Below are 26,090 nucleotides of genomic sequence, written 5' to 3'. Positions count from 1 at the left end.
TTTGATAAGGTATACTAGTATCAATATGAAGGAGGGATTTTTTTGATTTCAACAGCAACGACTTTAGCAGGTTCAAATTTTGATAATTGTATGATGAATGCATCGGGTGTTTATTGTATGGATAGCGATGAATTACTTGCCGTCGAAAATTCTAAGGCAGCAACTTTTGTAACGAAGAGTGGCACGCTCCAACCACGTAAGGGTAATCCAGAACCTCGTTATTTTGAAACAGAATTTGGTAGTATTAATTCAATGGGCTTACCAAATAATGGCGTTGATTACTATTTAGATTTTGTCTCTCAAAATCAGATAAACCATCCTGGTAAAACATACTTTTTATCAATTACGGGTTTTAATCTAGCGGAAGATCTCGAGTTACTTCAAAAAGTAACAGATTCAGATTTTGTAGGGATTGTTGAATTAAATTTATCTTGTCCTAACGTACCAGGAAAGCCCCAAACGGGTTATGATTTTGAAACAGTTGATGCAATATTAAAAGCTGTTTTTAATAGTTATCACAAACCGTTAGGAGTTAAATTACCACCATACTTTGATATTATTCATTTTGATCAAATGGCTGCTATTTTAAATAAATATCCATTGTCTTATGTGAATAGTATTAATAGTATTGGGAATGGGCTATACATAAATGATGATACAGAAACAGTCGTTATTAAACCTAAACAAGGTTTTGGTGGCATTGGTGGTGAGTATGTTAAGCCAACCGCTTTAGCTAATGTACATGCGTTTTATCAACGTTTAAATAAGAATATTCAAGTAATCGGAACCGGTGGTATTCAAACGGGTAAAGATGTTTTTGAACATATTCTATGTGGAGCAAGTATGGTTCAAGTTGGAACAGCGTTGATGGTTGAAGGACCAGCTGTTTTTGAACGATTAACAACTGAGCTAGAAGAAATTATGGCAGAAAAAGGGTACCAAAATATTGAAGATTTCAGAGGGAAATTGAATTATTTATAAGGATGAGATAGAAAAACTAATCGGATATATATTCGATTAGTTTTTTTTATATGGCTAACTAATTAAATAAATTTTAATTAGTTGGTTTACAATACAAACTAAAAGTGATACACTGTTTTTGTGTTAGTAAGCGTTTTCAAAAAATAAACTAGGAGGTTTTTTTTATGGAAGAAAAAGTTAAAACTCCAAGAAATGACGAATTTGCTAAATTATCTTGGCGCGAACGAATTAGTTATGGAGCAGGTGATCTTGCTCAAAATCTAATATTTGGTACTGTTGGTTCTATGCTATTATTTTATTTAACAACTGTATATGGGATTTCTGCAGCCGTTGGGGCAACAATATTTTTAGTTGTACGATGGATAAATGTATTCTGGGATCCATGGGTTGGTACATTTATCGATAAACATAATTTTAAAATGGGAAAATATAGACCTTATTTAGTATATTTTGGAATACCACTTACAATATTTTGTGTTATGTTATTTCTCCCAATTCCTGCTCTTAGAGGTAATGTACCATATGCCTTTATTTCATATTTAGCGGTTGCAATGATTTATTCATTAGTTAACATCCCTTATGGGGCACTAAATGCATCATTAACAAGAGATAGTGACGAAATATCTACTTTAACGACTGTCAGAATGACAGAAGCAAATATTGGTAATTTATTTGTTTACACATTCTTGCCATTATTCATTCAATTGGCGTCACCTAATCCACAATCAAAAGATATTGGATTTTTCGGAATCCATTTAAATTTAGGTGATTACACATCACCACAAGCTGGAAAAGCATATTTCGTAGTTATGGCTATTTATATGTTAGTTGGATTTCTACTTTTATTGGTAACATTTTTTGGTGTCAAAGAGAGAGTCCTACCAACAGAAAAAGAAACTAGTAACGTTAAATATTCAGATTTATTTGCTGAGTTAAAGAGAAATAAACCATTACAAGTTCTAGGATTCTTTTTCTTAATTGCTTTTACATTTAACTTCTTTGGAAGTACTGTATGGCCATTCTACATGCAATATAATATTGGCCATTCAGAATGGATGGCTTCAATTAACTTGATTGGGGCACTTCCCGGAATTTTCTTGGTATTTTTATGGCCTATTATCCGTAAAAGTATTGGTAAAAAACAATTCTTTTATGCATTTTTAGTTTTATTTATTGTTGGAACATTAGTTCTTTGGGTTTGGTCAATGCCAGCATTTAAGGATCAATTAGCACTTGGTTATATTGGTCGTTTCTTAATGCAATGGGGGTTGACATCTGCAACAGGTTACATGTGGGCTTTAGTGCCAGAAGTTATTTCCTATGGTGAATATACATCTAAAAAACGTGTAGCTGGAATTATTAACGCAATCATGGGACTGTTCTTTAAGATTGGGTTGGCATTAGGTGGAATCATTCCTGGATACATCAATGCCTTTTTCAAATTTGATGGTACCAAAGCTCATCAAAGTTCATCTGCTTTAATGGGTATACAATTTTCAATGATTTGGCTTCCAATCATTTTAGCTGTTGTTGCTATTTGGATTATGAGTCGTTACCCATTAAGTGAAAAAGATGTTGTTAAAATCAATAAAGAAATTGACGCAAGAAATAGATAATTTAGGAGGAAAAAATAATGAAAATTAAAAATCCAGTATTACCCGGTTTTAATGCAGATCCAAGTATGATTCGGGTAGATGATACTTATTATATTGCTAACTCTACGTTTGAATGGTTCCCAGGAGTGAGAATTCACGCATCGAAGGATTTAGTTCATTGGAATTTATTACCCTCTCCACTTTCAACAACGACATTGTTGGATATGAAAGGTAATCCAGCATCAGGTGGTATTTGGGCACCAGATTTATCATATGCTGATAATAAATTTTGGCTTGTTTATACAGATGTTAAAATTACAGAGGGCGCGTTCAAGGATATGACTAATTATTTGACAACATCAGAAAATATTCTAGGTCCATGGTCGGATCCTATAAAAATTAATGGCGTTGGTTTTGATTCATCATTATTTCATGATGATGATGGTAAAAAATATTTAGTTCAACAAACATGGGATCATCGAGAATACAATCATCCATTTGATGGTATCACTCTAACAGAATTTGATACTGAGACAATGAAATTGGATCCTAAAACTGCAAGGACTATTTACCGAGGGACAAGTGTCGGATTAGTAGAAGGACCACACTTATATAAAATTAAAGGTAAGTATTATCTATTTGCTGCACAAGGTGGTACGGTTTTCACGCATGAAGAAGTTGTTGCAAGATCAAGTAGTCTTGACGAAAATTCTTTTGAAACTGAGCCTGAAGGGCCATTTATCACTAATTTTGATACGCCTGATTTTTATTTGCAGAAGCAAGGACATGGGGCATTAGTACAAACATTGAGTGATGAATGGTACTATGCGTCACTTGTTTCAAGACCATGGAATCGTAAAAACGAATCTGCTCATGATCCCCGAGGTTGGAGTACTTTAGGTCGTGAAACATCTATTCAAAAGGTTGAATGGGATGAAAATGGTTGGCCTAGAGTTGTGGGTGGACATGGTGGTCAAGTCGAGGTTGAAGCGCCTATTGATGCTATTGAGACTAAAGCGCCTAAAAATCATTCGCAACATGATGAGTTTAATTCAGATCAGTTAGATATTAATTGGAATACACTACGAGTACCGTTTACATCTAAAATGGGGTCATATGGACAAGGAAAATTGGACTTAGTTGGACAAGGTTCATTGGCTAATCCATTTGAGGTATCAATGATTGCACGTCGTTGGCAAGCATTTAATTTTGATGCAGAAACTCAGATTCATTTTGATCCATATAATTACCAACAAATGGCTGGATTAACTAACTTTTACAACGATAAACATTGGTCATGGATTTTTGTAACATGGAATGAAAAAAATGGTCGTGTTATTGAAGTTGCTGAAAATAACAGAGGTGAATATACATCATATCTAAAAAATGATGCAATAAAAATACCAGACGATGTTGAAAATGTTTGGTTTAAAACTAAAGTTAGAAAAGAAACGTATACTTATGAATATTCATTTGATGGGATTAATTGGACTACTATTGATGTAGAACTTGATGCAGCAGTATTATCTGATGATTATGTACTACAAACATCAGGCGGATTCTTTACAGGGGCATTTGTAGGACTCGCTGCAGTTGATTATTCTGGATATGAGGAAGTTGCGACGTTTGATCATTTTGATTATAACGAACTGGAATGATAAAGTTTGATTACAGGAAAAGGACTACTTAGTAATCTACAATCAAGAAATTAAATAGTTTATTTGGTTATATGCTAAACAGTATTGCTAAGTAGTTTTAAAGAAGATTAATTCGTTTTTGAATTGATCTTCTTTTTTTATTTTTAAAAATAAATTAACATATTCAATCCTATAGATGTACTAATCAATTCCTTTGTAATAGATATGGGTAAATAGAAAAAGGGATTATGCTCGTTCTAGTCGAAGAAACTTCGGTGTAAAATTCAATTACACTAAGATTAATATTAAGGATAAATATATTGCCAAAAGTTTGTTGACTAAACAAACCAAAAGGTATATATTTAGTTTGTTGATAACGCTTACAAAAACGTTAATAAAATATTGGGAGGTATTTACATTATGGGTAAAGTATCAAAAAGCTTTATATATTTCTTTGGTGCGTTAGGTGGAATTCTTTTTGGATATGATACTGGTGTTATTTCAGGTGCCATATTATTTATTCAAAAACAATTAAGTTTAAATACGTGGCAACAGGGATGGATTGTTAGTGGTGTGTTATTTGGAGCAATATTTGGAGCAGCTATTATTGGACCACTAGCAGATAAGGTGGGTCGTCGACTATTAGTTTTAGTCGCGGCAATCATATTCTTCATCGGAGCAATAGGATGTGGTCTTGCTCCAGAATTTTGGTCATTATTATTATTTAGATTTATTTTAGGTATCGCAGTTGGTGGTGCATCAACATTAGTTCCAATGTATCTATCAGAGGTAGCACCTGCTGAAATGCGTGGTTCATTATCAAGTTTGAATCAGCTTATGATTATGAGTGGTATTCTGCTTGCATATATCACGAATTACTCATGGCAAGGTATGTACCATGGTTGGCGTGTTATGTTGGCTGCAGCTGCAGTTCCAGCATTAATTTTATTCATTGGTGCCCTTTTCCTACCAGAAAGTCCACGTTTCTTAGTGAAGGTAGGTAAGATTGATCAAGCTAGAGGCGTGTTAGGACAATTAAGAACGGCTGATAAAGTTGAAGAAGAATTAGCCGATATTGAAAAACAAGCACAAGTTAAATCAGGTGGATTCAAAGAATTATTTTCTAAGTATGTTCGTCCTGCATTAGTTATTGGGGTCGGATTAGCAATTTTCCAACAAATCATGGGATGTAATACTGTATTGTACTATGCTCCTACAATTTTTACGGATATTGGATTTGGGGTATCTGCAGCATTACTTGCTCATATTGGTATTGGCGTTGCAAATGTCATTGTTACAATTGTGGCAGTACTTATTATGGATAAAGTTAACAGAAAAGTAATGTTAGTTGTTGGTGCTATTGGTATGGCACTTTCATTATTCACTTTAGGAATTGCTATGGCTTACTCTCAAAACTCAATGTCAGCTGCATGGATTGCAGCTATTGCTTTGACTGTATATATTTGTTTCTTCTCAGCTACTTGGGGACCTGTTATGTGGGTTATGATTGGTGAAGTATTCCCATTAAACATTCGTGGATTAGGTGTTGGATTCAGTGGCTGTGTTAACTGGATTGCGAACATGTTAGTATCATTAACATTCCCAACTCTACTTGCTTCATTAGGAACAGAAAAATTATTTATTGGCTACGGTGTCTTTTGTTTACTTGCGGTTTGGTTCGTTAAATCTGGAGTATTCGAAACACGTGGTAAGACACTAGAAGAAATTGAAGATCATCTTCATGCTGTAAGTGTTAAAGAATAAAATTATTATGTAAATACTCCCAAAATTATAATTAATTTTGGGAGTATTTTTTTTGAACCCTCGTTGTACTAATGAAATGCTTAAATATGGTATGATTACTAAAGATATCAATAATACATAAGGAAGTAATCAAAGTGGAAATAGAAGCATTACGAGGCGATAATTCAAAACTAGTTTTGCAACAAATATTTAATAATGAAAAAATATCTAGAGCACAAATATCTAAAAATTTAAATTTAAATAAAGCAACGGTTTCGACTATTTTTAATGAGCTGGAAGAACAGCAACTTGTTGAGAAACAGGGCGAAGGTGATAGTACTAAAATTGGTGGTCGAAAACCAATTATGTTAAATATAAATCGAGAATATGGGTATACCATTGCTCTTGATATGGGATATGATTATTTAGATGTTATGTTAAATTATTTTAATGGAAAAATGATTTCATATAATCGCTACCAATTAAAAATGAATAATTTAACTAATGTTTTAAGTATTATTAAAGATAATATTGATTTTTCTGATAATCGGCAGACAATACATGGTCTTTTAGGAATTGGTATTTCAATTCATGGAGTTGTGGATAATAACTATGAAATTACTTATCTACCATTTTTAGATTTACAAGGTATGTCGGTTATTGAAGAATTAAAAAAAATGGTAAATGTTCCAATTAGTATAGAAAATGAAGCAAATTTAGCGGCTGTTTTTGAACGTGATTTTAGTAAGGAAATAATTAATAATTTAATTACAATCAGTATTCATAAAGGAATTGGTGCGGGATTAATTATTGATAATGAACTTTATCGTGGTTGGAGTGGTGAGGCAGGAGAAATTGGTCGTATGCTGATACATTCAGAAAATGAAATAGAAGGTAATACACGCCGGATTGAAGATATGTGCTCACAAGATGCAATTATAAATAAATTAAAAATTGAATTAAAAAGAGAAATTGAGTTGGATGATGTACAAGCGTTATATTATCAAAATAATGCTAGCGTTAAGAAAGAAATTTCTTATTTTGTACATTTAATAACAGAAGTTGTACATAACGTTAATGTTGAATTTAATCCTGAAATTATTTATTTAAATTCCCCATTAATTGAAAAAATACCAGTTATTATTGATCAAATTAATGATGAATTAAAAAAGGTTTCAAGTAAGGAAGTAGCTGTTAGACTCTCAACTAATGTTGAATTTTCAACGTTATTGGGGGCAATGTCAGTGATAACACATCGAATTTTAGATATGGGTAAAATTAAAATTAAATTTTTAATTTAAAATAGAAGAGTACTAAAATAGAAGCTAGTATAAGGCTTCTATTTTTTTATACCAATTTAAAATTATGATATAATTTCAGCTGATTGAAAACGCTTAAAATGTCTCTGCTATGAAATGGAGAAAATATGTCTAAAATAAATTATTTACCAATTATTAATACACATTTTACAGTATTTGGTGGACATCTCGAAGAAGTTCAGCCAAATTGGAATTGGTTTCCTGAGGAGCATCCAGCATTTGAATTGATTTATATTTTAAAAGGTAGCCAAAAAACTGTGACAGAATTAGGCGATATAATTATTAATGCGGGAGAATTTACGTTGATACCCGCTGATACAAGACATGCAAATTATGCGATGAATAATGAAAAAATGGAATTTTTTTGTATCCATTTTGATTTGGATAGTCCTACATTAAGATACCTATTAATAAGAGAGTACACAAATAAGATTATTTCAGATAAAGATATTATTTATAATGATCTTAAAAAAAGTGTTAAAAAGATTATTAATATGATAAAAGCCGATTATAGTTTGATAGATAAATTTACGATTCAAATTGATGTTATTAGTGCAATAAAAATATTGATACGATCTTTTGAAGATGAAACTAGTATATCTATTAAGGGAGATATGAAAAAATTTACATTATGCCAGAAAATTGCTAATGATATTAAAGAAAAAATTGATTATGAAATATATCATTCTGAGGAGCATGCTAAAATTTCTGTTTCAGATATTATTGAGAAAAGACATATTAGTCAGAGCTATGCATTGAAATTATTCAAAAGTTATTATAATTTATCTCCGCAGGAGTACGCAATTAATTTGAAATTAACCGATTCAAAAAATTTATTACTGCAACCTAAAGCACAAATAAATGAAATTTCAAATAAGTTGGGATACTCTGCACAAAGTCACTTCAGTCGCGAGTTTAAAAAACATTTTGGGTTATCGCCACGAGAGTATATACGTAAATTTAATACAAATAGTACGAATTAAGGATAATTCTAAATGAATTATCCTCTTTTTTTTTGCGTTAATAATGACTATTCTAAAATAGAAAGCGATTACATGTAAACGTAATCAACAATATGGAAAAGAGAGGAAAGTAAAATGACAATAATAAAAAACCCTATAATTTCAGGAATGGCACCGGATCCATCTATTATAAGAGTGGGGGATATCTATTACATTGCGACGTCAACATTTCATTGGACTCCAGGTATTCAAATATTTAAGTCAGTTGATTTAGTTAATTGGGAGTTAATTACTTATGCCTTGGGTAATGAAGAAATAAGGTTACAGGGTACAAATACGCCAGCAGGAATTTGGGCACCTCATTTGTCATATGATGAGGTAACAAAGAAATATTGGATTGCATTTTCACATATGTTAAACATGGCAGGACGTGAGTTTAATTCAGATTCATATGCAGTTTGTGCAGACGATATAACAGGGCCATGGTCAGATCCAATCTATTTAACTTCTATTGGGTTCGATCCAGCAATATTTCATGATGTTGATGGTAAACACTATATATCAATTCTTGAATGGGAAACACGTGATGGCTTTCAAGCACCTGGACATATTGTAATTGCAGAAGTTGATTTAAAAAATGGCGGTATTATCGGTAAATTTACTCGAGTAACACAAGGTTTTACAACTCGTGGTTGTGCAGAAGCACCTCAGATATATAAAAAGAATGGTTATTACTACTTAATTATTGCTGCCGGAGGAACTGGTTACGCACATGGTATTGAAATTGGTCGATCAAAAAAAATATTTGGACCTTATGAAGCACATCCTTCTGGCGAACCAATAATTACGTCATCACCAAGACATTTATATTCTCTTGGCGATCCTGATGCTGGACATTTTGAAATGTATAATCCAAATTCTATTATGCAAAAGTCAGGTCATGGATCATTAGTGGAAACTAAAGATGGCGAATGGTATATTGCCCATCTAATGTCTAGACCACTTACTGGACAATTAAAAAACCCATTAGGTCGAGAAACTGCTATTCAAAAAATGAGATGGTCTACTGATGGATGGTTGGAAATGGCTGATGGATCTAATTTAGCCAAAATGGAAATTGAAGCTCCAGTCGGCACAATGATGCAGTCTAAAATAAATGATGATATCTTCGATAATTTTGATACTGATAAATACGATCTTAGATTTATGACGCCATATCAAGTACAAAAAGAATCTTGGGTTAATCTTAATGAAAGAACGGGATTTTTAAGAATCCACGGAAAAAATTCATTTTTCTCACAAATGAATCCAGCAATTATGGGTACAAGAGCAACTTCTTTAAATTACGAAGTTAAGACAAAGGTTGAATTTCATCCTAATCATTATTCTGAAACTGCAGGTCTTGGATTATACTATGATTCAAATAATTGGATTTATTTTCATCTTGTTTATTCTGAAGAACAGAATTCAACTGTATTAACAATACTAGAGGCTAATTTAGGCGAAAGAACGGAGTACGTTAATCACAAAATAAATATTGATGCAGGAATTGTTGAATTGAAAATTACTTATATTGAAGGAGTCGCTAAGTTTAGTTACAGACTAAATACTGAAGATACTTGGAAGCTTTTTATTGATAATGTCGATGTATCTTATCTATCAGATGAGGGTGTTAACGGTGCAGAAGGAGAAATCGGTGGTTTTACAGGGCTTTATAATTTTATTGGTTCGGTAGACTCACATCAACATGATTCATTTGCTGATTTTTCTTATTATCAAGTTATTAATTCTTAAAAGTGAAAAGGGGAAGAAAAATGAAAATAAAAGAAGTATCACTAAAACGATTAATTCCAGGTTTAATTATTGGCCCAGCATTTTGGTTAGGTCCATATATTGCAGTTTCTAGTTTATTTTTACCTACAATGCTACAACAATTTGATTCTGCTCATAAAGTACAATTAGTTGCATTGTTTTCAACACTTGGTATGGTAGTTGCTGCATTTTCTAATATGTTAGCAGGATGGTTATCAGATAGAACAAAGTCTCGATTTGGTAAAAGGACACCGTGGTTGGTTGGTGGATCGGCAGCGTTTATGGTGTCTATGATTTGTGCCTCTGTATCTCCTAACGTCACGGTTTTACTTATTAGTTGGTTAATTGGGCAGGTAGCGTTGAATTTCATTGTAGCCCCTATGGTGGCATGGATTGATCTTGCAAGCGAAGATAATCAAGGAACTGCGTCTGGTGCATATGGCGGCTTAGGAATGGCAATTGGTAATAATGGGTTTACAATTCTTGCTGCTGGCCTTTTAGGACAGTACAGACTAGGGTTTATTATATTTGGAGTATTGACGTTTATTGGGACGCTTATTGCAGCAGTTATTGTTCATGAACCTTCTAATTTAGACGAAGAAATTATTATTAAAGAAAAAAATAAAAAAAGTGGTTTTTCAATCAATAAACTATTTACTGCATTTCCAAAATGGTCAATCGGAAGAGATTACTATTTAGCACTCATTGGTAAACTATTTCAAGGTGTTGGTAATTTTATGGTAACGGGGTATTTATTATTTATTATGACTGATTTCTTGCACAAAGGTGCTCAGGAAACGCAACAGTCAATTCAATTAATTAATGGTGTGATGTTAATATTTGGAATAGCAATGGGATTCATTGCTGGTCCAGTATCTGATAAATTTAAAATATTAAAATTACCAATTGCTCTTTCAACGATATCGTTAGGAATAGGCGCTTTAAGTATCTTCTTCTTTCAAAATACGATTGGTATTGGCATTTATGCATTTACAGCCGGATTAGGTATGGGAATTTGGAATTCATTAGATAATTTATTAAATCTAAAAGTTATTCCAGATAAAAATAGAGTTGCTTTTTTTCTTGGTATTTATAATTTAGGAAATACAGTTACTCAAGCAATTGCACCAGTTATCGCGGCAATTTTAATATCAATGATTGGCTTTTCATCGATATTCATTTTTTCTTTTGTATTTTCTATGATTGGTGGCATTTCAATATTCTTAATCAGAACAGTAAAAAAATAAAAATAATTCAATATTATCAGCAGCTATCAATTAACGAAAAGACGAAATTATAAATCTTTTTAAGAAAGCGCTTGCTAAAAATGTGGAAGCGTATTATAATAAGTTTGTAAAGGAAACCAACTAACTAAAGGGAGTGTGATTTAAGCGTGATTTTTGGTTTAAAGTTACACAAGCAATGTTTTAGTTTAATAACGGAAGACAGATAGTCAGCACTTGCCTTCAAAAATTTGCTAATTGAAACATTGAGGGCGTAACGAAGTGAGTATCAAAAAAATAGTTAAAATAAAAAGGAGATCTAAACATGTCATTATTTGAACAAGAAAAACTAACTTACGTAGGAAATACAAAAGATTTACAAGCAGGTAATGGATTCCATTACTACAACGCTGATGAAGTTATTAACGGTAAAAAAATGAGCGAATGGCTCAAATTCTCAGTTGCTTTTTGGCACACAATGGACCAACGTTTAACAGATCCATTTGGTGATGGTACTGCTCAACGTCCTTGGGATACAATTGAAGACCCAATGAAGCAAGCAATTGCTAAAGTTGATTACCTATTTGAATTTCTTGATAAAATGGGTGTTGAATTCTTCGCATTCCATGATCGTGATTTAGCACCAGAAGGTGATACATTACGTGAAACAAATGCTAACCTTGATAAAGTAGTTGACCATATTGTTGAAAAGATGGAAGAAACGGGTAAGAAAGTTCTTTGGAATACATCTAGCTTATTCACAAATCCACGCTTTGTAGCTGGTGGCGCAACAGCACCTTTTGCTGACGTTTTTGCTTACTCAGCAGCTCAAATCAAACATTCATTAGAAATTGCTAAACGTGTTAACTCTCAATCATATGTATTCTGGGGTGGCCGTGAAGGTTATGACTCATTATTAAATACAGATATGAAATTAGAACAAGATCATATTGCTAAATTCTTTAGATTAGCAAAAGATTACGCAAATGAAATTGGTTATACAGGTCAATTCTTACTTGAACCAAAACCAATGGAACCAACAACACATCAATATGATACTGATGCTGCAACAACAATTGCCTTCTTGAAAACTTATGGTTTGGAAAATGATTTTAAATTGAACCTTGAAGGAAACCATGCTTACTTAGCTGGTCATACTTATGAACATGAAGTTCGTGTTGCTCGCGATGCTAATTTGCTAGGTTCATTAGATGCTAATATGGGTGATAAATTAGTTGGATGGGATATTGATGAATTTCCAAATGATATCTATGAAGCAACATTAGTTATGTACGAAATGTTGAAAAATGGTGGTTTACCAACAGGTGGTTTAAACTTTGATGCTAAACCTCGCCGTCAATCATTTGAAATGCAAGATTTATTCTTATCACATATGGTTGGAATGGATACTTACGCAGCTGGTTTACGAGTTGCAGCTAAATTGATTGAAGATCGTGTCTTCGATAAAGTTTTAGATGATCGTTATAGCTCATTTAAATCAGGAATTGGTGCAGACTTTGAAGCAGGTAAAGTCAGCTTTAAAGAATTCGAAGATTACATTATCGATAAACCTCAATCAGAAATTATTGCTTCAACAAAATCAGGTCATTTAGAACAATTGAAGTCAACATTAAACAATTACATCTACTCTGTTTTAGGTAAATAGGAACAACGATAAAAGAGCAATGGAGTTAATCCGTCGCTCTTTTATTTTCTAAAGAGGTAAAATTAAATTTAGAAAGAAGCGAATGAAATGGGAATCGTACTAGGAATTGACTTAGGAACTAGCGCAGTTAAGGTATCAGTTGTAGATCGAAAAGGAACGATTATTGCACAAGAAGGTTATGATTATGCTTTATCACAAATTAAACCAGGATATAGTGAACAAAATCCTGAAGATTGGGTTACGGCAACCACAGTGGCAATCGCTCGTTTAATATTAAATGATCATATTAAACCTGAAGATATTGAAGGGATTAGTTACTCTGGTCAGATGCATGGACTTGTTTTATTAGATGAAAATAATCAAGTATTACGTCCAGCAATTCTGTGGAACGATACGAGAACAACGGCACAATGCAAAGAAATTCTTGATGTTATGGGACAAGAATTTATCGATACGACACGTAATGTACCTTTAGAAGGCTTTACTTTACCTAAATTATTATGGGTTAAGGAAAATGAACCTAAAATATATGCAAAAGTGAAAACATTCTTATTACCAAAAGATTATTTACGTTATCGTATGACAGGTAACTTAGCAATGGAATATTCTGATGCAGCCGGGACAGTCATGTTAGATGAGGCTAATAAAACTTGGAGTGAAGAAATAGCCAAGAAGTTTGATTTATCAATGTCTATTTATCCAGAACTTATTGAATCAATCGGGTTAGCAGGTAATATCAGTGACTCATATGCAGCATTTTCAGGATTAACGACAGAGACTAAAGTTTTTGGTGGTGCTGCTGATAACGCTGCTGGTGCGATTGGTGCAGGGATTTTATATCCAAATATGGTTATGTCATCTATTGGAACTTCAGGTGTTGTACTGAAATATGAAGATTCTGCGGATGTAAATTACAATGGTAAATTGCACTTTTTCAATCACGCTATTCCAAATAAATACTACACAATGGGTGTTACTTTAGCTGCGGGATATAGTTTATCTTGGTTTAAAAAGACCTTTGCTGACGATGTTGATTTTGCAACATTTGTTGCTGATGCAGATAAGTCAACTGTTGGTGCTAATGGATTACTATTTACACCATACATCGTTGGAGAACGGACACCATATCCTGACGGGGATATTCGAGGAAGTTTCATAGGGATTGATGGAACTCACACAAAAAATGACTTCACAAGAGCCGTTTTAGAAGGAATTGTCTTCTCGTTTGAAGATATTATGACAATTTTTGATTCTCAAGGTAGTGATTTTGATACCGTTGTTTCAATTGGTGGCGGAGCTAAGAGCCCAGTTTGGTTACAAATTCAAGCTGATATTTTTAATAAAAAAGTAGTTTCGTTAGTTAACGAACAGGGTCCAGGTATGGGAGCTGCAATGATTGCTGCGACAGGTAGCGGTTGGTTTGACACGTTACAAGATACAGCAAAAGAATTTGTTAGCTACGGTAAAGAATATTTACCAAATCCTGATAATGTTAAAAAATATCAAAAATTATACCAACTTTATACGAAGGTGTACGGGCAAACAGCTGAAATTAGTCATGGACTAATGGAGTACAGACGAAACGATATTTAACTTTAAATGGAATGAGATAATTTACCTAATTAAATGGTGAATTATCTCATTTTTAATTAATAGAATAGTGTTAGTAGCAGTTAATATTTATAGATAAAAAAATATTAGTAATTACGCGTGCAAACGCTTGCACAATGCTTTGGTCAGTGCTATTATTTAGACAAGATAAGTTGGGTGCAACATAAAAGGGGAGTTTAATATGACAGATTACATTACAAGCGATTTAGAAAAAGATATTACTGTTATTAATGCTTTTGATTTAGAAAAAGATGCAGAAAAGATTATTCCAAAGGGTGGATTTGGTTATATCTCTAGTGGAGCTGGGGATTTGTATACTTTAGAAGAAAATATAAAGGCATTTAATCATAAACTAATTAGACCTAGGGTATTACAAGAAATTGATCATCCCGATACCAAAACAACTATTTTCGGAGACGAAATTACGTCGCCTATTATTATGGCACCAGTTGCTGCACATGGATTAGCTCATGTTAAAGGCGAAATTGATAGTGCTAAGGGTGTTTCAGATTATGGGTCAATTTATACAGCAAGTTCATTTGCAACGAAATCATTTAAAGAAATATCAAGTCAAGCTAATGGTCAACCACAATGGTTCCAATTCTATATGAGTAAAGACGATGGTATTAACCGTAATATTATGGATGAAGCAAAAGCTAATGGGGTTAAAGCAATTGTTTTAACTGCTGATGCAACTGTTGGTGGTAATCGTGAAACCGATAAACGTAATGGATTCACTTTCCCACTAGCAATGCCAATTGTTCAAGCTTATCAAAGTGGTGTTGGACAAACAATGGATGCTGTCTATGGTTCAGCCAAACAACGCTTAAGTCCAAAAGATGTTGAATTCTTAGCAGAATATTCAGGGTTACCTGTCTTTGTTAAAGGAATTCAAGGCGGAGAAGATGCAAGCGTTGCAATTAATTCAGGTGCTGGTGGCGTCTGGGTTTCAAATCATGGTGGTCGTCAAATTGATGGTGGAATTGCTGCATTTGATGCACTTCAAGAAGTAACAGAAACTGTTGATAAACGTGTGCCTGTTGTCTTTGATAGTGGTGTAAGACGTGGAGCTCATGTTTATAAAGCATTGGCAAGTGGCGCAGACTTAGTTGCTATTGGTCGCCCAGTTGTTTATGGTTTGGCACTTGGTGGTCATCAAGGTGTTCAAAATGTCTTTAATTACTTCCAACATGAATTAGAATTAACAATGCAATTAACTGGAACGCATAATATTGATGAAGTTAAACGTACTAAATTAATCGATAATCCTTATGGAAATTAAAAACGTATAAAAGTTAGTTAGCATTCAAAAACTGTTAGATTGGTTATTAAAACCTTTTTAACAGTTTTTTTATTTTTAAAATTATCAAAACACGAACTTTAATTGTTGATTTTTCTGAAAAAGTGCGTATTTTATGTTGATTTTTTATTTAATTCGCGTAATATACTGTATATAATATAAAAAATCACAACATAGGGAGATTATATTGCATGAATAATACAGAGGGAAAATCAGGTATTTTTGATCGGTTATTTCATATAAATGAGTCAGGTTCAACGGTTAAACGTGAATCAATGGCTGGATTAACAACTTTCGTATCTATGGCTTATATATTATTCGTTAATCCTCAAGTTCTGGGCGCTGCGGGTATGGACAAAGGGGCTGTGTTTACAGCAACAGCAATATCTGCTGCATTTGGTTGTTTCTTGATGGCATTCTTAGCTAATTATCCTATCGCAATTGCTCCAGGATTAGGTGACAATGCATTCTTTACTTATTCAGTGGTTATTGGAATGGGTATTCCATGGCAAACGGCAATGGCCGGTGTCGTGGTTGCTTCAATTATCTTTATGCTTATTACGTTCTTTAAAATTCGTGAAATTGTGATAGATGCAATTCCACATGACTTAAAATTAGCAATGGCCGCTGGTATTGGTTTGTTTATCGCTTTTGTTGGATTACAAGAAGGTGGACTTATTGTTGGGAACCAATCAACATTAGTCGCAATTGGTTCGTTAACAGTGCCAACTACATGGCTGACAATTTTTGGACTCGTTGTGATTGTTATCTTAATGGCTAAAAAAATTCCTGGTTCAATTTTTATTGGAATGGTTGCGACAACTATTTTAGGGTTAGTTATGGGACTTATCAAATTACCAACACATATTATTTCTTCTGTTCCAAGTATGGCACCAACATTTGGGGTAGGGGTTGAAAATTTACATAAAATTAACTCACTTCAACTGTGGTCTGTTGTTTTAATATTCTTGATGGTAGCCTTTTTCGATACCGCTGGAACCTTAATTGGTTTAGCTACTCAGGCGGGCTTTATGAAAAATAATAAGATGCCACGAGTTGGTCGTGCGTTATTATCTGATTCCGCTTCGATGTTAGCTGGATCTGTTCTGGGAACAACACCAACTGCTGCTTATGTTGAATCATCAGCTGGAATTGCGGTTGGTGGAAGAACTGGACTGACATCATTAGTTGTCGGGTTTATGTTCGTTCTGAGTTTATTCTTTTCACCACTTCTAACAGTTGTGACATCACAAGTAACGGCGCCCGTTTTAATCGTTGTTGGTATTTTAATGGCACAATCATTAAAGGGTATTGATTGGGGTCGATTTGAAGTAGCGGTACCAGCATTTTTAATGGTCGTCGGGATGCCTTTAACTTACAATATTTCATATGGTATCGCTTTTGGTTTCGTATTATACCCAATTACAATGATGGCAGCAGGTCGTAGAAAAGAAATCGGGCCTGTAATGTATATCTTGTTCTTTGTATTCTTATTCTTACTTTACGTATTAAATATTCTTCAATAACATATAAAATTGATGGGTGGATAACTAAATGACACAGACGTTAGCACAGTTAAAAGACTATATTTCTGCAGGTGCAGCAAAAATTCCTGCAGATTTAGTAATCGAAAATGGCAAGTTAGTTAATGTTATGACAAGTGAGATTTATCAAGCAAATGTAGCTATCTATAAAGAGAAAATTGTTGCGATAGGTAATATTGAAGCTTATATCGGCAATGATACGGAACATATAGATGCAACTGGAAAGTATATAACGCCAGGATTAATTGACGGACATATTCATGTTGAATGCAGCAAAATGAGTATGACGAGTTTTGCTAATGCCGTTGTACCTTTTGGAACAACGAGTATTATTTCTGGTTTAGATGAAACGATATCAGTTGCCGGACTAGAAGGTGTTCAAGAAGTATTTAAAGAGATAGAAAAACTACCACTTAATTTATTTTGGGGTGCACCATATAAGACACCGTATACAATTCCGAAATCAACAATTGCTTTTAACATCGATTCAGATGTTCAAGAAACAATTCAAAAATGGACAGAATGTTATGGTATCTGGGAAACAGTTAGAGAAGCTGTTGAAACACAAGATGAAGATACGTTAAAAACGTTGGTTCACGCACAAAATAATCATCAACCCATTTTCGGTTGCGCACCAATGGCCACCGGATTGAAATTGAATGAGTATTTAGCAAGTGGTGTTCGCTTAGATCATGAAAGTTATAGTCATGAGGAGCTTGTTGAAAAAGCACGGAATGGGATGAATATATTAATCAGGGAATCATCCGTCACACATTTCTTGGCAGAAAATATTCGAGCCGTTACTGAAGTTAATGCAGCAATTGCGCGGCATGTTAGTTTTTGTACAGATGATGTAACAGCATCTGATATTTTACAAAAAGGACATCTTGATAACCTTGTTAAGTTAGCCATTCAAGCGGGTGTAGAACCAATTACAGCAATTCAAATGGCAACAATAAATAGCGCTGAGGCTTATCGAATTGATGATCAAGTTGGGTCTGTATCGCCAGGAAGACTTGCTGATATATTGATTGTTGATCAGCCAAGTTCATTTAATGTAGAAAAGGTTATTAGTCGGGGGAAAATTGTTGCCGAAAACAAAAAAATAAGTGAAATGTTGATTGCACCAATTAGAAGTGATTTATTTAAAGGCCAGTTGAAGCATGAGTTAACTTCTGAAAAAGATTTTGAATATAAAGTTAATGAAAAAGTAGGATTGGCAACTGTCCAAACAATTAATAGTCAGGGTGCTTTTGTTCGAAAAAGAAAAGATGTCGAATTAACGATAGAAAATAATATCGTACAACCTAGTCCAGAAAAAGATGTCGCTTTAGTCTCTGTATTAGAACGATTTGGTAAAAATGGAAATCAGGCACTTGGATTCACATCTGGATGGGGCTTGAAAAAAGGGGCAATGGCATCATCTTCTGCACCTGATGATAATAATATTGTTGTTATGGGTGTCAATGCAAATGATATGTCGATTGCTACAAATGAATTAATTAAAGCAGGCGGTGGTCAAATTGTTGTTATTGATGGAAAAATTATTTCATTTTTAGCATTACCTGTGGGTGGTATCATGAGCGACTTATTACCAAGTGAAATTGAAACTGGCGAAATTGCGCTAAGAAAAGGGTCAAATTTAATGGGTAGTGATTTACCGGATCCAATATTTTATATGTCATTTTTACCAATTACAGCAATTCCATATTTAGCAATTACTGATTTAGGCATGGTAGATTGTGTCGCTTTAGAAATTGTTGATCCAATTATTAAGATATCATCTCTTAAAGGATAAGGAGTTATGATGGAAAAAGAAAATTTAAAGAAGTTAATTGATGTTGCTGCTGGCCGAATTCCTGCTGATTTAGTCTTAACTAATGGCAAAATTATTGATGTTTATAATGCACATATAATGACTGGCGATGTCGCAATCGTTGATGGCCTTATTGCTGGAATTGGTGGCCAATATGATGGGGATAAGACGGTTGATGTTCATGGCCAATATATTTCACCAGGATTTATTGATCCGCATATTCACATAGAATCTGCCTACGTTGGACCAGAAGAGTTTGGCCGATTAATAACGCCGCATGGGACAACAACTGTTATGGCAGATCCACATGAAATTGTGAATGTAGCGGGATTAGTGGGACTCGATTATATGATTAATGCAGCTAAAGAAACAGCCCTTAATATCCAATACATGCTGCCTTCATGCGTTCCTGCAACAAAAATGGAAAATTCTGGAGCAGTTATTTCGGCAAAAGATATGATTAAACCACTCACAAATAATGAAACAAGTGGCTTAGCCGAATTTATGGATTTCCCTGGTGTAATTAATGCTGAAAGTGATATTTTAGATAAATTGCTGGTTGCTAAAAATTTAAATAAACGAATTGATGGTCATAGTCCCCAAGTCTATGACAAAGATTTAAATGCCTATATTGCCGCAGGAATTCAAAACGATCATGAATGCTCAACCCTTGAGGAGATGCAAAATCGATTAAGCCGTGGTATGTACGTCTTCTTACGTGAAGGATCTGTCACGCATAATTTAAGAACACTATTAAAAGGTGTCACAACTACTAACTCTAGAAGGACAATTCTATGTGGGGATGATGTTCAAGCGAAAACGATTATTGAAAAGGGTCATTTAGATAATAGTTTGAAAATTTGTATCGAAGAAGGTATAGATCCTTTAGTTGCCATTCAAATGGCGACACTTAATACCGCTGAGTGTTGTGAGCTTAAAGATAGAGGTGCTATTGCACCTGGACTTAGAGCAGACTTAACAATTATTAGTGATTTAACGGATATGCTAATTTCAAGCGTCTACATTGCAGGTGAAAAGGTTGCCGAAGAGGGAAAATATTTACTAGAAACTAAAAACTATGCAATTGATAGTGTACAATCATCAGTCCATTTAGCTAACTTTAGTCAGGAAAAATTGGTTCTACCTTTAACAAGTAACAGCGTTCATGCGATTGAAGTAATTCCTAACGAGGCAATTACAATAGATAGAGAAATTAATGTTAGTCGTGATGAATTAGGTAATTTCATCTATGATTCAAGTATTCCAGTTTCTAAAATTTCAGTTATTGAACGTCACCATGAAACGGGAAATATTTTCACGGGTGTCTTAAAAGATTACGGTATTAAACATGGTGCAATTGCTATTTCGATTGCACATGATTCACATAACTTAATTACAACAGGAACTAATGATCAAGATATGGCGTTGGCAATTGAGACTTTGAAGGATATTCAAGGTGGAATGGTCCTGACAAAAGATAATAAAGTTTTAATATCAATTCCATTGCCAATTGGCGGATTGATGAGTGATCAATCTGGAGAATGGATAACAGAACAGCTTGACCTATTTAATAAAGTTGCTTATAGAGAGCTAGGTATTAATGATACGGTGGATCCTGTGATGACATTAAGCTTTATGTCGTTAGCGGTGATACCAGAATTGAAAATAACTGATATGGGTTTAATTAATATCAATGAATTTAAATTTGAAGATGTTAGTGTGTAAGTCTGTTAAATCAATGATGAACGGTTGCCTTTTTATTGAAATTATTGATAATTAGTTTTATTTAAAAAATGAAAGTTTTATCTGATGATTAAATGTGCTAAAATGTACCTGTATTAAAAAATGCAATACAGACGTATTGTAATTTATCTAGGAGGACTTCAAATGTCATTAGTAAATGGTACAAGTATGTTTAACGCTGCTCGTGAAGGTCATTACGCTGTTGGTGCTTTTAACACAAACAACTTAGAATGGACTCGCGGTATTCTTGCTGCAGCCCAAGAAAAAGGTGTTCCAGTTTTAATCCAAACATCAATGGGTGCTGCAAAATATATGGGTGGATATGAATTAGCTTTACACCTTGTTCAAGACACTATTAAATCAATGGGTATCACTGTTCCCGTTGTTATGCATTTAGATCATGGTGATTTTGAAGCTGCTAAAGAATGTATCGAAGTTGGTTACAACTCAGTTATGTTTGATGGTCATGATTTACCATTTGCAGAAAACTTAGAAAAAACAAAAGAAATCGTTGCTTTAGCACATGCTAAAGGTATCTCAGTTGAAGCAGAAGTTGGTTCAATTGGTGGAGAAGAAGATGGAATTGTCGGAGCTGGTGAATTAGCTAATGTTGACGAAGCTAAAGAACTTGCTGCAACAGGAATCGACTACTTAGCTTGTGGAATTGGTAATATTCATGGCCAATACCCAGCTAACTGGACTGGTTTAAACTTCGATCGCTTAGCTGAATTAGCTGCTGTAATCGAACAACCACTTGTATTACATGGTGGTTCAGGTATTCCTAAAGACCAAATCCAAAAAGCTATTAAAATGGGTGTTTCAAAAATCAACGTTAATACTGAATGTCAATTAGTATTCGCTGCTGCTACTCGTAAATATATTGAAGAAGGTAAAGACCAACAAGGTAAAGGTTATGACCCTCGTAAATTATTTGCACCAGGTACAAAAGCAATCACTGATCTTGTTGAAGATCGTATTGAATGGTTCGGTACAAGCGCAGCTAAATAATTTATTATTTAGTTCTTTCAAAAAGAGTTTTCAAAATCATTATGATTTTGAAAACTCTTTTTTTGTGCCTTGAGAATTGAATGGTCATGGAATTCACAGATAAAAAAGTTCATCTGTACGATACAGCACTTATTGAAAGTGCGTATACCGCTGCATCACTAGTAGAAGCTGATGTTAAATTAGCTGATATTGAGGTACAACTTGAAGCATTAAAAATTAAATAGCGTAAAAAAATAACGTTAATCTTAATGATTAACGTTATTTTAGTTAGTCTATAAAGCTAAAGTAATTGCGATAAAGGCCAGTAATGCAGGTAATCCTTGTACTAAAATGATTTTTTTTGCAGATGTTAAACTACCAAAAACAGCAGCAATAAAAACAAATCCTGTAAAAAGTAACAACATTGATTTAAGTGCAGCACCAGTTAGAATGAAAAGTACAATCATTAGACCGATACTAATAAAACCATTGTATAGCCCTTGGTTGGCCATTAATACTTTCGATTCTTTCTGATTTAAAAATTCTGGTCTTAATTCAAAGGCTTTTTGAGCGATTGAACTAGTTGAGAAAAATAGTTCAAGAATCATAATAAATAAGTGTTCAAGTGCAACAATCCAAGATAATATAAGTGCAATTAGCATAGAAATCTCCCCTTAATCGTTATGGATATAGTATAACGTAATGCAATTGGTAGTACAATCAATCGATTTAATCGCTTACAATGAGGATGCTTTAATATTCAAAAAAAAGACTTATGACAGTGAGTTATTTTGTGTAACATTATACTTTATTAAAGTTATTAAGGAGAATGATATATGCCAACAAATGCAAAAGAAGGAATTATTTTTACAACATTAATGTGCTCGATGATGGTTTTCGTTATGAGTGCATACAATTTATTATTAGTCGGAAAACTAGGTCTTGTGACGTTATTACTTGGATTCATTCCTGGTTTTATTGTTGCTTTTATCTTAGATGTTTTAGTTGTCGGTAAAATTGCGATGGCAATTGCTGACAAGTTACCTCTTAACCATGATAAAATGTGGCAAATGATTCTCGTAATCTCAGGAATGATGATTTGTGGAATGGTCGCTTTTATGTCACTTTATGGGTTACTTATTGAAGGTGGTATGCCTGCTCATTTCTGGCCTGCTTATCTTTCTACTGTTGGACACAATATTATTGTTGCTGTACCGTTACAATTAATTATTGTTGGACCAATTTCAAGAAAAATTTTAAGCATGATTCATGCAAAAGATGAAGCTAAAAGAGTCACACAATAATCGTTTATATTTATAGAAGATTTACCAGTAAAATGGTGAATCTTTTTTTAATAAAGGCTTGTATTGGAATGACATCGTGTAAAGGGGTTATAATGTAGTTGTTGATTTGACTATAACTTCAAAATACAAAGGAGATTATATTTATGAAAGATTTTCAATTTAAAAATACAACTGATATTCGATTTGGTTCAGATCGTATCGAAACAGAATTACATGATGCGGTTGCACAATTTGGTCCTAATGTATTGTTAACATATGGTGGTGGATCAATTAAACGTTCGGGTTTATATGATAAAGTAAAAAAAATTTTGAGTGATTTAAATGTTGTTGAATTAGCAGGAATCGAACCAAACCCTAAAGTGGGTTCAGTTCGTGAAGGTCAAAAGTTAGCTAAAGAAAATAAAATTGATGTTATTTTAGCTGTCGGTGGTGGTTCCGTTGTTGATGCTTCAAAAATGATTGCTTCAGCAGCATTTTATGAAGGAGATCCTTGGGATTTATCATTAGACCCCTCAAAACGGTTTAAAATTGATCAATTACCTTTTGTCGATATTTTAACATTAGCAGCTACTGGTACTGAAATGAATGCTGGATCAGTTATCTCAAATCCAGAAACAAATGAAAAAATAGGTAGTTTTGGTCCCAAAACACCAGCTGTTTCATTCTTGGACCCAGCTTTAACAATGAGTGTCTCAAAATGGCAGACTGCTGCTGGTTCGATTGATATTTTCTCTCATTTAACAGAACAATATTTTGATAAAGAAAAAAATAATGATGTTTCTGACGGTATGATTGAAGGTATCATGCGAACAGTTATTAAATGGGCACCAATTGCGGTTGCGGAACCTGATAACTATGATGCTCGTGCTAATTTAATGTGGTCATCAACAATGGCATTAAATGGTATTATGCGATTAGGTTATCAGGATGGTTGGACATCACATCCTATTGAACATGAGTTATCAGCGTACTACGATATTACTCATGGTGTTGGGTTAGGTATTATAACACCTCGTTGGATGAAATTCGTTTTATCTGCGGATACGGTTGCTAAGTTTGCTAAATTTGGTCGTAATGTTTGGCATATTCAAGATGATGATGATCAAGTAGTTGCTGATAAAGCTATTCAATCAGTTTATGACTGGGTTAAATCATTAGGTGTACCAACAACGTTACCAGGTGTTGACATCAATGAAGAAACAAACTTTAAAGTGATGGCAGAATCAGCTGTTAAAGTTGGAAAATTAGATAGTGCTGTTTATGTTGATATGTCAGTTAATGATGTTATTGATTTATACAAAGCTTCAATGACAACTGAAAGTTTCGAATAAAGTAGTAAAAGCATCTCTATCCGGAGATGCTTTTTTTGTGCCATAAATCGAAAATTTGTTTAATGATATAAAATTCGGTATGCTAATAGTAAGGGGTTACAAATTTTGAATAGAAAGAGGGCCTTTATGATAAATAGGATGAAACCACAAGTTATTCAGTTTTTATTAATGTTAATTGGGTTAGAAATGATTGCAATAAGTATTAATTTTTTCTACGCACCACAAGAAGTTGCTGTTGGTGGTGCAACTGGGATTGCGATCCTTTTGGAAACAGCTTTTAATTGGAATGTTTCAATTGTATTATTGAGCATTAACATGGCGCTATTGATCTTGGCTTATTTTATGTTAGAGCGTTCAACGACTAAAAAAATTATGATTGGTAGCTTTGTATTACCGTTATTTTTAGCGATTACACCTCAAATAAATATTGTCGAGGATAGATTATTAGCTGTTATTGTCGGTGGTGCAGTTTTTGCGGTGGGAATATCGATTCTCTATCGAATTGATGCATCAAGTGGCGGAACAACGGTTCCACCACTCATAATCAAAAAATATTTCAATATTAAACCGGCAACCAGTCTATTAATAATTGATGGTATTGTGTGTTTTTTCAATATATTTGTCTCAGGTTCTGAAGCATTTATTTTAGCGATTTTTTCTTTAGTAATCACATATTTAATTATGAACTATATTGAAACGGGATTGGACCGTAAAAAAGTTTTATATGTGATGAGTACAGAAGAGGGGTTAAAAAAATTAAAAGAAGATATTAATACAACTATAGATAGAGGTCTAACAATCTTTGATGCTAAAGGTGGTTATTCAGGCGAGAGTAAAGAAATGTTGATGATTATTGTTGAAAATCAAAATTATCAACAAATGTTAAATAAGGTGCATACGATTGATCCAAATGCATTTATCATCGTATATAATATTGCAGAAGTTCATGGCGCAAATTTGTCTGGGATTGAATAGGAGATTTTGATATGTACTTAATGAATTGGTTTAATGGCACGGATTATTTTTGGTTAGGGATGACTGATAAAGGACTCAGCTTTGTTGGGTCGCCTAATGGGTTAAGAAGTGAAATTGAAACATTTTATCCAAGAACTAAATTTGAAGAGAATGACAGAGCTTTTAAAAATACAATCGGAGAACTACAAGCTTATTTTGACCATAAAATTCAAAAATTTACGATTCCCGTTGATTTTAATTCGAGTGGAACGAAGCTGCAAAAAGAAATTTGGGAACAACTTGAACTTATTCCATATGGTGAAACAAGAACGTATTCAGAGTTAGCTTTAGAAGTTAATTATCCTAAAGCAGTTCGGGCTATTGCTAGTGCAGTTGGTCGTAATCCTATATTAATCGTAATCCCTTGCCATCGTATTTTAAGAAAAGATGGTAGCTTAGGGGGTTATCGCGGTGGGATTAATATGAAAAAGCAACTACTGGAAATAGAACGCAAATAAAAAACCGACATTACCAAGAGAGGCAATGTCGGAAAAGGGTAAGG

General features: G+C 33.7%; 20 protein-coding genes and 1 pseudogene. 20 read left to right on the top strand and 1 reads right to left on the bottom strand.

Annotated features, from left to right (window positions below):
• The first annotated feature begins 42 nt into the window (after positions 1-42).
• From ACE83Q_RS05645 to ACE83Q_RS05570, 16 genes and pseudogenes are all read left to right on the top strand, one after another.
• Positions 43-981, top strand: coding sequence for a dihydroorotate oxidase (locus tag ACE83Q_RS05645; RefSeq protein ID WP_409021764.1), 939 nt, complete (start codon positions 43-45; stop codon positions 979-981).
• Between the two features lie 164 nt (positions 982-1,145).
• A complete protein-coding gene (locus ACE83Q_RS05640; RefSeq protein ID WP_409021763.1) occupies positions 1,146-2,597 on the top strand; it encodes an MFS transporter in 1,452 nt (483 codons plus the stop codon).
• Positions 2,598-2,614: 17 nt separating this feature from the next.
• Complete coding sequence (locus tag ACE83Q_RS05635; RefSeq protein ID WP_409021762.1) at positions 2,615-4,234, top strand: glycoside hydrolase family 43 protein; 1,620 nt, start codon at positions 2,615-2,617, stop codon at positions 4,232-4,234.
• A gap of 399 nt (positions 4,235-4,633) precedes the next feature.
• On the top strand, positions 4,634-5,977 hold the full coding sequence (locus tag ACE83Q_RS05630; protein ID WP_409021761.1) for a sugar porter family MFS transporter: 1,344 nt from the start codon (positions 4,634-4,636) through the stop codon (positions 5,975-5,977).
• A 134-nt stretch (positions 5,978-6,111) separates the two neighbouring features.
• Positions 6,112-7,257, top strand: a complete 1,146-nt coding sequence (locus ACE83Q_RS05625; RefSeq protein ID WP_409021760.1) for an ROK family protein — start codon at positions 6,112-6,114, stop codon at positions 7,255-7,257.
• Positions 7,258-7,382: 125 nt separating this feature from the next.
• Positions 7,383-8,258 carry a helix-turn-helix domain-containing protein gene (locus ACE83Q_RS05620; RefSeq protein ID WP_409021759.1) on the top strand — a complete coding sequence of 292 codons (876 nt, stop codon included), beginning with the start codon at positions 7,383-7,385 and terminating at the stop codon, positions 8,256-8,258.
• Between the two features lie 114 nt (positions 8,259-8,372).
• On the top strand, positions 8,373-10,031 hold the full coding sequence (locus ACE83Q_RS05615; protein WP_409021758.1) for a family 43 glycosylhydrolase: 1,659 nt from the start codon (positions 8,373-8,375) through the stop codon (positions 10,029-10,031).
• Positions 10,032-10,051: 20 nt separating this feature from the next.
• A complete protein-coding gene (locus ACE83Q_RS05610; protein WP_409021757.1) occupies positions 10,052-11,296 on the top strand; it encodes an MFS transporter in 1,245 nt (414 codons plus the stop codon).
• A gap of 301 nt (positions 11,297-11,597) precedes the next feature.
• Positions 11,598-12,938: a xylose isomerase gene (xylA, locus tag ACE83Q_RS05605; RefSeq protein WP_409021756.1), complete on the top strand. Its 1,341-nt coding sequence runs from the start codon at positions 11,598-11,600 to the stop codon at positions 12,936-12,938.
• A gap of 87 nt (positions 12,939-13,025) precedes the next feature.
• Positions 13,026-14,531 (top strand): xylulokinase, encoded by a 1,506-nt coding sequence (xylB, locus tag ACE83Q_RS05600; RefSeq protein ID WP_409021755.1) that lies wholly within the window; start codon positions 13,026-13,028, stop codon positions 14,529-14,531.
• 199 nt (positions 14,532-14,730) lie between these two features.
• Positions 14,731-15,831, top strand: a complete 1,101-nt coding sequence (locus ACE83Q_RS05595; protein WP_409021754.1) for a lactate oxidase — start codon at positions 14,731-14,733, stop codon at positions 15,829-15,831.
• Between the two features lie 209 nt (positions 15,832-16,040).
• Positions 16,041-17,375: an NCS2 family permease gene (locus tag ACE83Q_RS05590; protein ID WP_409021753.1), complete on the top strand. Its 1,335-nt coding sequence runs from the start codon at positions 16,041-16,043 to the stop codon at positions 17,373-17,375.
• A 28-nt stretch (positions 17,376-17,403) separates the two neighbouring features.
• Positions 17,404-19,191, top strand: coding sequence for an adenine deaminase C-terminal domain-containing protein (locus ACE83Q_RS05585; protein WP_409021752.1), 1,788 nt, complete (start codon positions 17,404-17,406; stop codon positions 19,189-19,191).
• 9 nt (positions 19,192-19,200) lie between these two features.
• Positions 19,201-20,934 carry an adenine deaminase gene (gene ade / locus ACE83Q_RS05580; protein WP_409022823.1) on the top strand — a complete coding sequence of 578 codons (1,734 nt, stop codon included), beginning with the start codon at positions 19,201-19,203 and terminating at the stop codon, positions 20,932-20,934.
• Positions 20,935-21,096: 162 nt separating this feature from the next.
• A complete protein-coding gene (fba, locus tag ACE83Q_RS05575; RefSeq protein WP_409021751.1) occupies positions 21,097-21,960 on the top strand; it encodes a class II fructose-1,6-bisphosphate aldolase in 864 nt (287 codons plus the stop codon).
• A 98-nt stretch (positions 21,961-22,058) separates the two neighbouring features.
• Positions 22,059-22,184, top strand: a pseudogene (locus ACE83Q_RS05570) (PTS mannose family transporter subunit IIA); the annotation flags it as partial.
• A 48-nt stretch (positions 22,185-22,232) separates the two neighbouring features.
• Here ACE83Q_RS05570 and ACE83Q_RS05565 read toward each other — a convergent pair.
• Positions 22,233-22,601, bottom strand: coding sequence for a DUF1304 domain-containing protein (locus ACE83Q_RS05565; protein ID WP_409021750.1), 369 nt, complete (start codon positions 22,599-22,601; stop codon positions 22,233-22,235).
• Positions 22,602-22,775: 174 nt separating this feature from the next.
• Here ACE83Q_RS05565 and ACE83Q_RS05560 point away from each other — a divergent pair, with 174 nt between their 5' ends.
• From ACE83Q_RS05560 to ACE83Q_RS05545, 4 genes are all read left to right on the top strand, one after another.
• On the top strand, positions 22,776-23,243 hold the full coding sequence (locus ACE83Q_RS05560; protein WP_409021749.1) for a DUF2798 domain-containing protein: 468 nt from the start codon (positions 22,776-22,778) through the stop codon (positions 23,241-23,243).
• A 143-nt stretch (positions 23,244-23,386) separates the two neighbouring features.
• Positions 23,387-24,574, top strand: coding sequence for an iron-containing alcohol dehydrogenase (locus tag ACE83Q_RS05555; RefSeq protein WP_409021748.1), 1,188 nt, complete (start codon positions 23,387-23,389; stop codon positions 24,572-24,574).
• Between the two features lie 126 nt (positions 24,575-24,700).
• Positions 24,701-25,549: a YitT family protein gene (locus ACE83Q_RS05550; protein ID WP_409021747.1), complete on the top strand. Its 849-nt coding sequence runs from the start codon at positions 24,701-24,703 to the stop codon at positions 25,547-25,549.
• 11 nt (positions 25,550-25,560) lie between these two features.
• A complete protein-coding gene (locus tag ACE83Q_RS05545) occupies positions 25,561-26,046 on the top strand; it encodes a methylated-DNA--[protein]-cysteine S-methyltransferase (protein WP_409021746.1) in 486 nt (161 codons plus the stop codon).
• The last annotated feature ends 44 nt before the right edge of the window (positions 26,047-26,090 follow it).

The organism is Dellaglioa kimchii (assembly GCF_046115505.1).
In the GTDB taxonomy this organism is placed as follows: Bacteria; Bacillota; Bacilli; order Lactobacillales; family Lactobacillaceae; genus Dellaglioa; species Dellaglioa kimchii.
Note: the sequence above shows the minus strand (reverse complement) of the source record. Positions and strands in the feature narration are given on the sequence as shown.

Excerpts from the sequence above, each read along its gene's own strand:
- ACE83Q_RS05640 (WP_409021763.1), top strand. The coding sequence starts at position 1,146 with ATGGAAGAAAAAGTTAAAACTCCAAGAAATGACGAATTTGCTAAATTA.
- ACE83Q_RS05635 (WP_409021762.1), top strand. The coding sequence starts at position 2,615 with ATGAAAATTAAAAATCCAGTATTACCCGGTTTTAATGCAGATCCAAGT.
- ACE83Q_RS05630 (WP_409021761.1), top strand. The coding sequence starts at position 4,634 with ATGGGTAAAGTATCAAAAAGCTTTATATATTTCTTTGGTGCGTTAGGT.
- ACE83Q_RS05620 (WP_409021759.1), top strand. The coding sequence starts at position 7,383 with ATGTCTAAAATAAATTATTTACCAATTATTAATACACATTTTACAGTA.
- ACE83Q_RS05615 (WP_409021758.1), top strand. The coding sequence starts at position 8,373 with ATGACAATAATAAAAAACCCTATAATTTCAGGAATGGCACCGGATCCA.
- ACE83Q_RS05610 (WP_409021757.1), top strand. The coding sequence starts at position 10,052 with ATGAAAATAAAAGAAGTATCACTAAAACGATTAATTCCAGGTTTAATT.
- xylA (WP_409021756.1), top strand. The coding sequence starts at position 11,598 with ATGTCATTATTTGAACAAGAAAAACTAACTTACGTAGGAAATACAAAA.
- xylB (WP_409021755.1), top strand. The coding sequence starts at position 13,026 with ATGGGAATCGTACTAGGAATTGACTTAGGAACTAGCGCAGTTAAGGTA.
- ACE83Q_RS05595 (WP_409021754.1), top strand. The coding sequence starts at position 14,731 with ATGACAGATTACATTACAAGCGATTTAGAAAAAGATATTACTGTTATT.
- ACE83Q_RS05590 (WP_409021753.1), top strand. The coding sequence starts at position 16,041 with ATGAATAATACAGAGGGAAAATCAGGTATTTTTGATCGGTTATTTCAT.
- ACE83Q_RS05585 (WP_409021752.1), top strand. The coding sequence starts at position 17,404 with ATGACACAGACGTTAGCACAGTTAAAAGACTATATTTCTGCAGGTGCA.
- ade (WP_409022823.1), top strand. The coding sequence starts at position 19,201 with ATGGAAAAAGAAAATTTAAAGAAGTTAATTGATGTTGCTGCTGGCCGA.
- fba (WP_409021751.1), top strand. The coding sequence starts at position 21,097 with ATGTCATTAGTAAATGGTACAAGTATGTTTAACGCTGCTCGTGAAGGT.
- ACE83Q_RS05565 (WP_409021750.1), bottom strand. The coding sequence starts at position 22,601 with ATGCTAATTGCACTTATATTATCTTGGATTGTTGCACTTGAACACTTA.
- ACE83Q_RS05560 (WP_409021749.1), top strand. The coding sequence starts at position 22,776 with ATGCCAACAAATGCAAAAGAAGGAATTATTTTTACAACATTAATGTGC.
- ACE83Q_RS05555 (WP_409021748.1), top strand. The coding sequence starts at position 23,387 with ATGAAAGATTTTCAATTTAAAAATACAACTGATATTCGATTTGGTTCA.
- ACE83Q_RS05550 (WP_409021747.1), top strand. The coding sequence starts at position 24,701 with ATGATAAATAGGATGAAACCACAAGTTATTCAGTTTTTATTAATGTTA.
- ACE83Q_RS05545 (WP_409021746.1), top strand. The coding sequence starts at position 25,561 with ATGTACTTAATGAATTGGTTTAATGGCACGGATTATTTTTGGTTAGGG.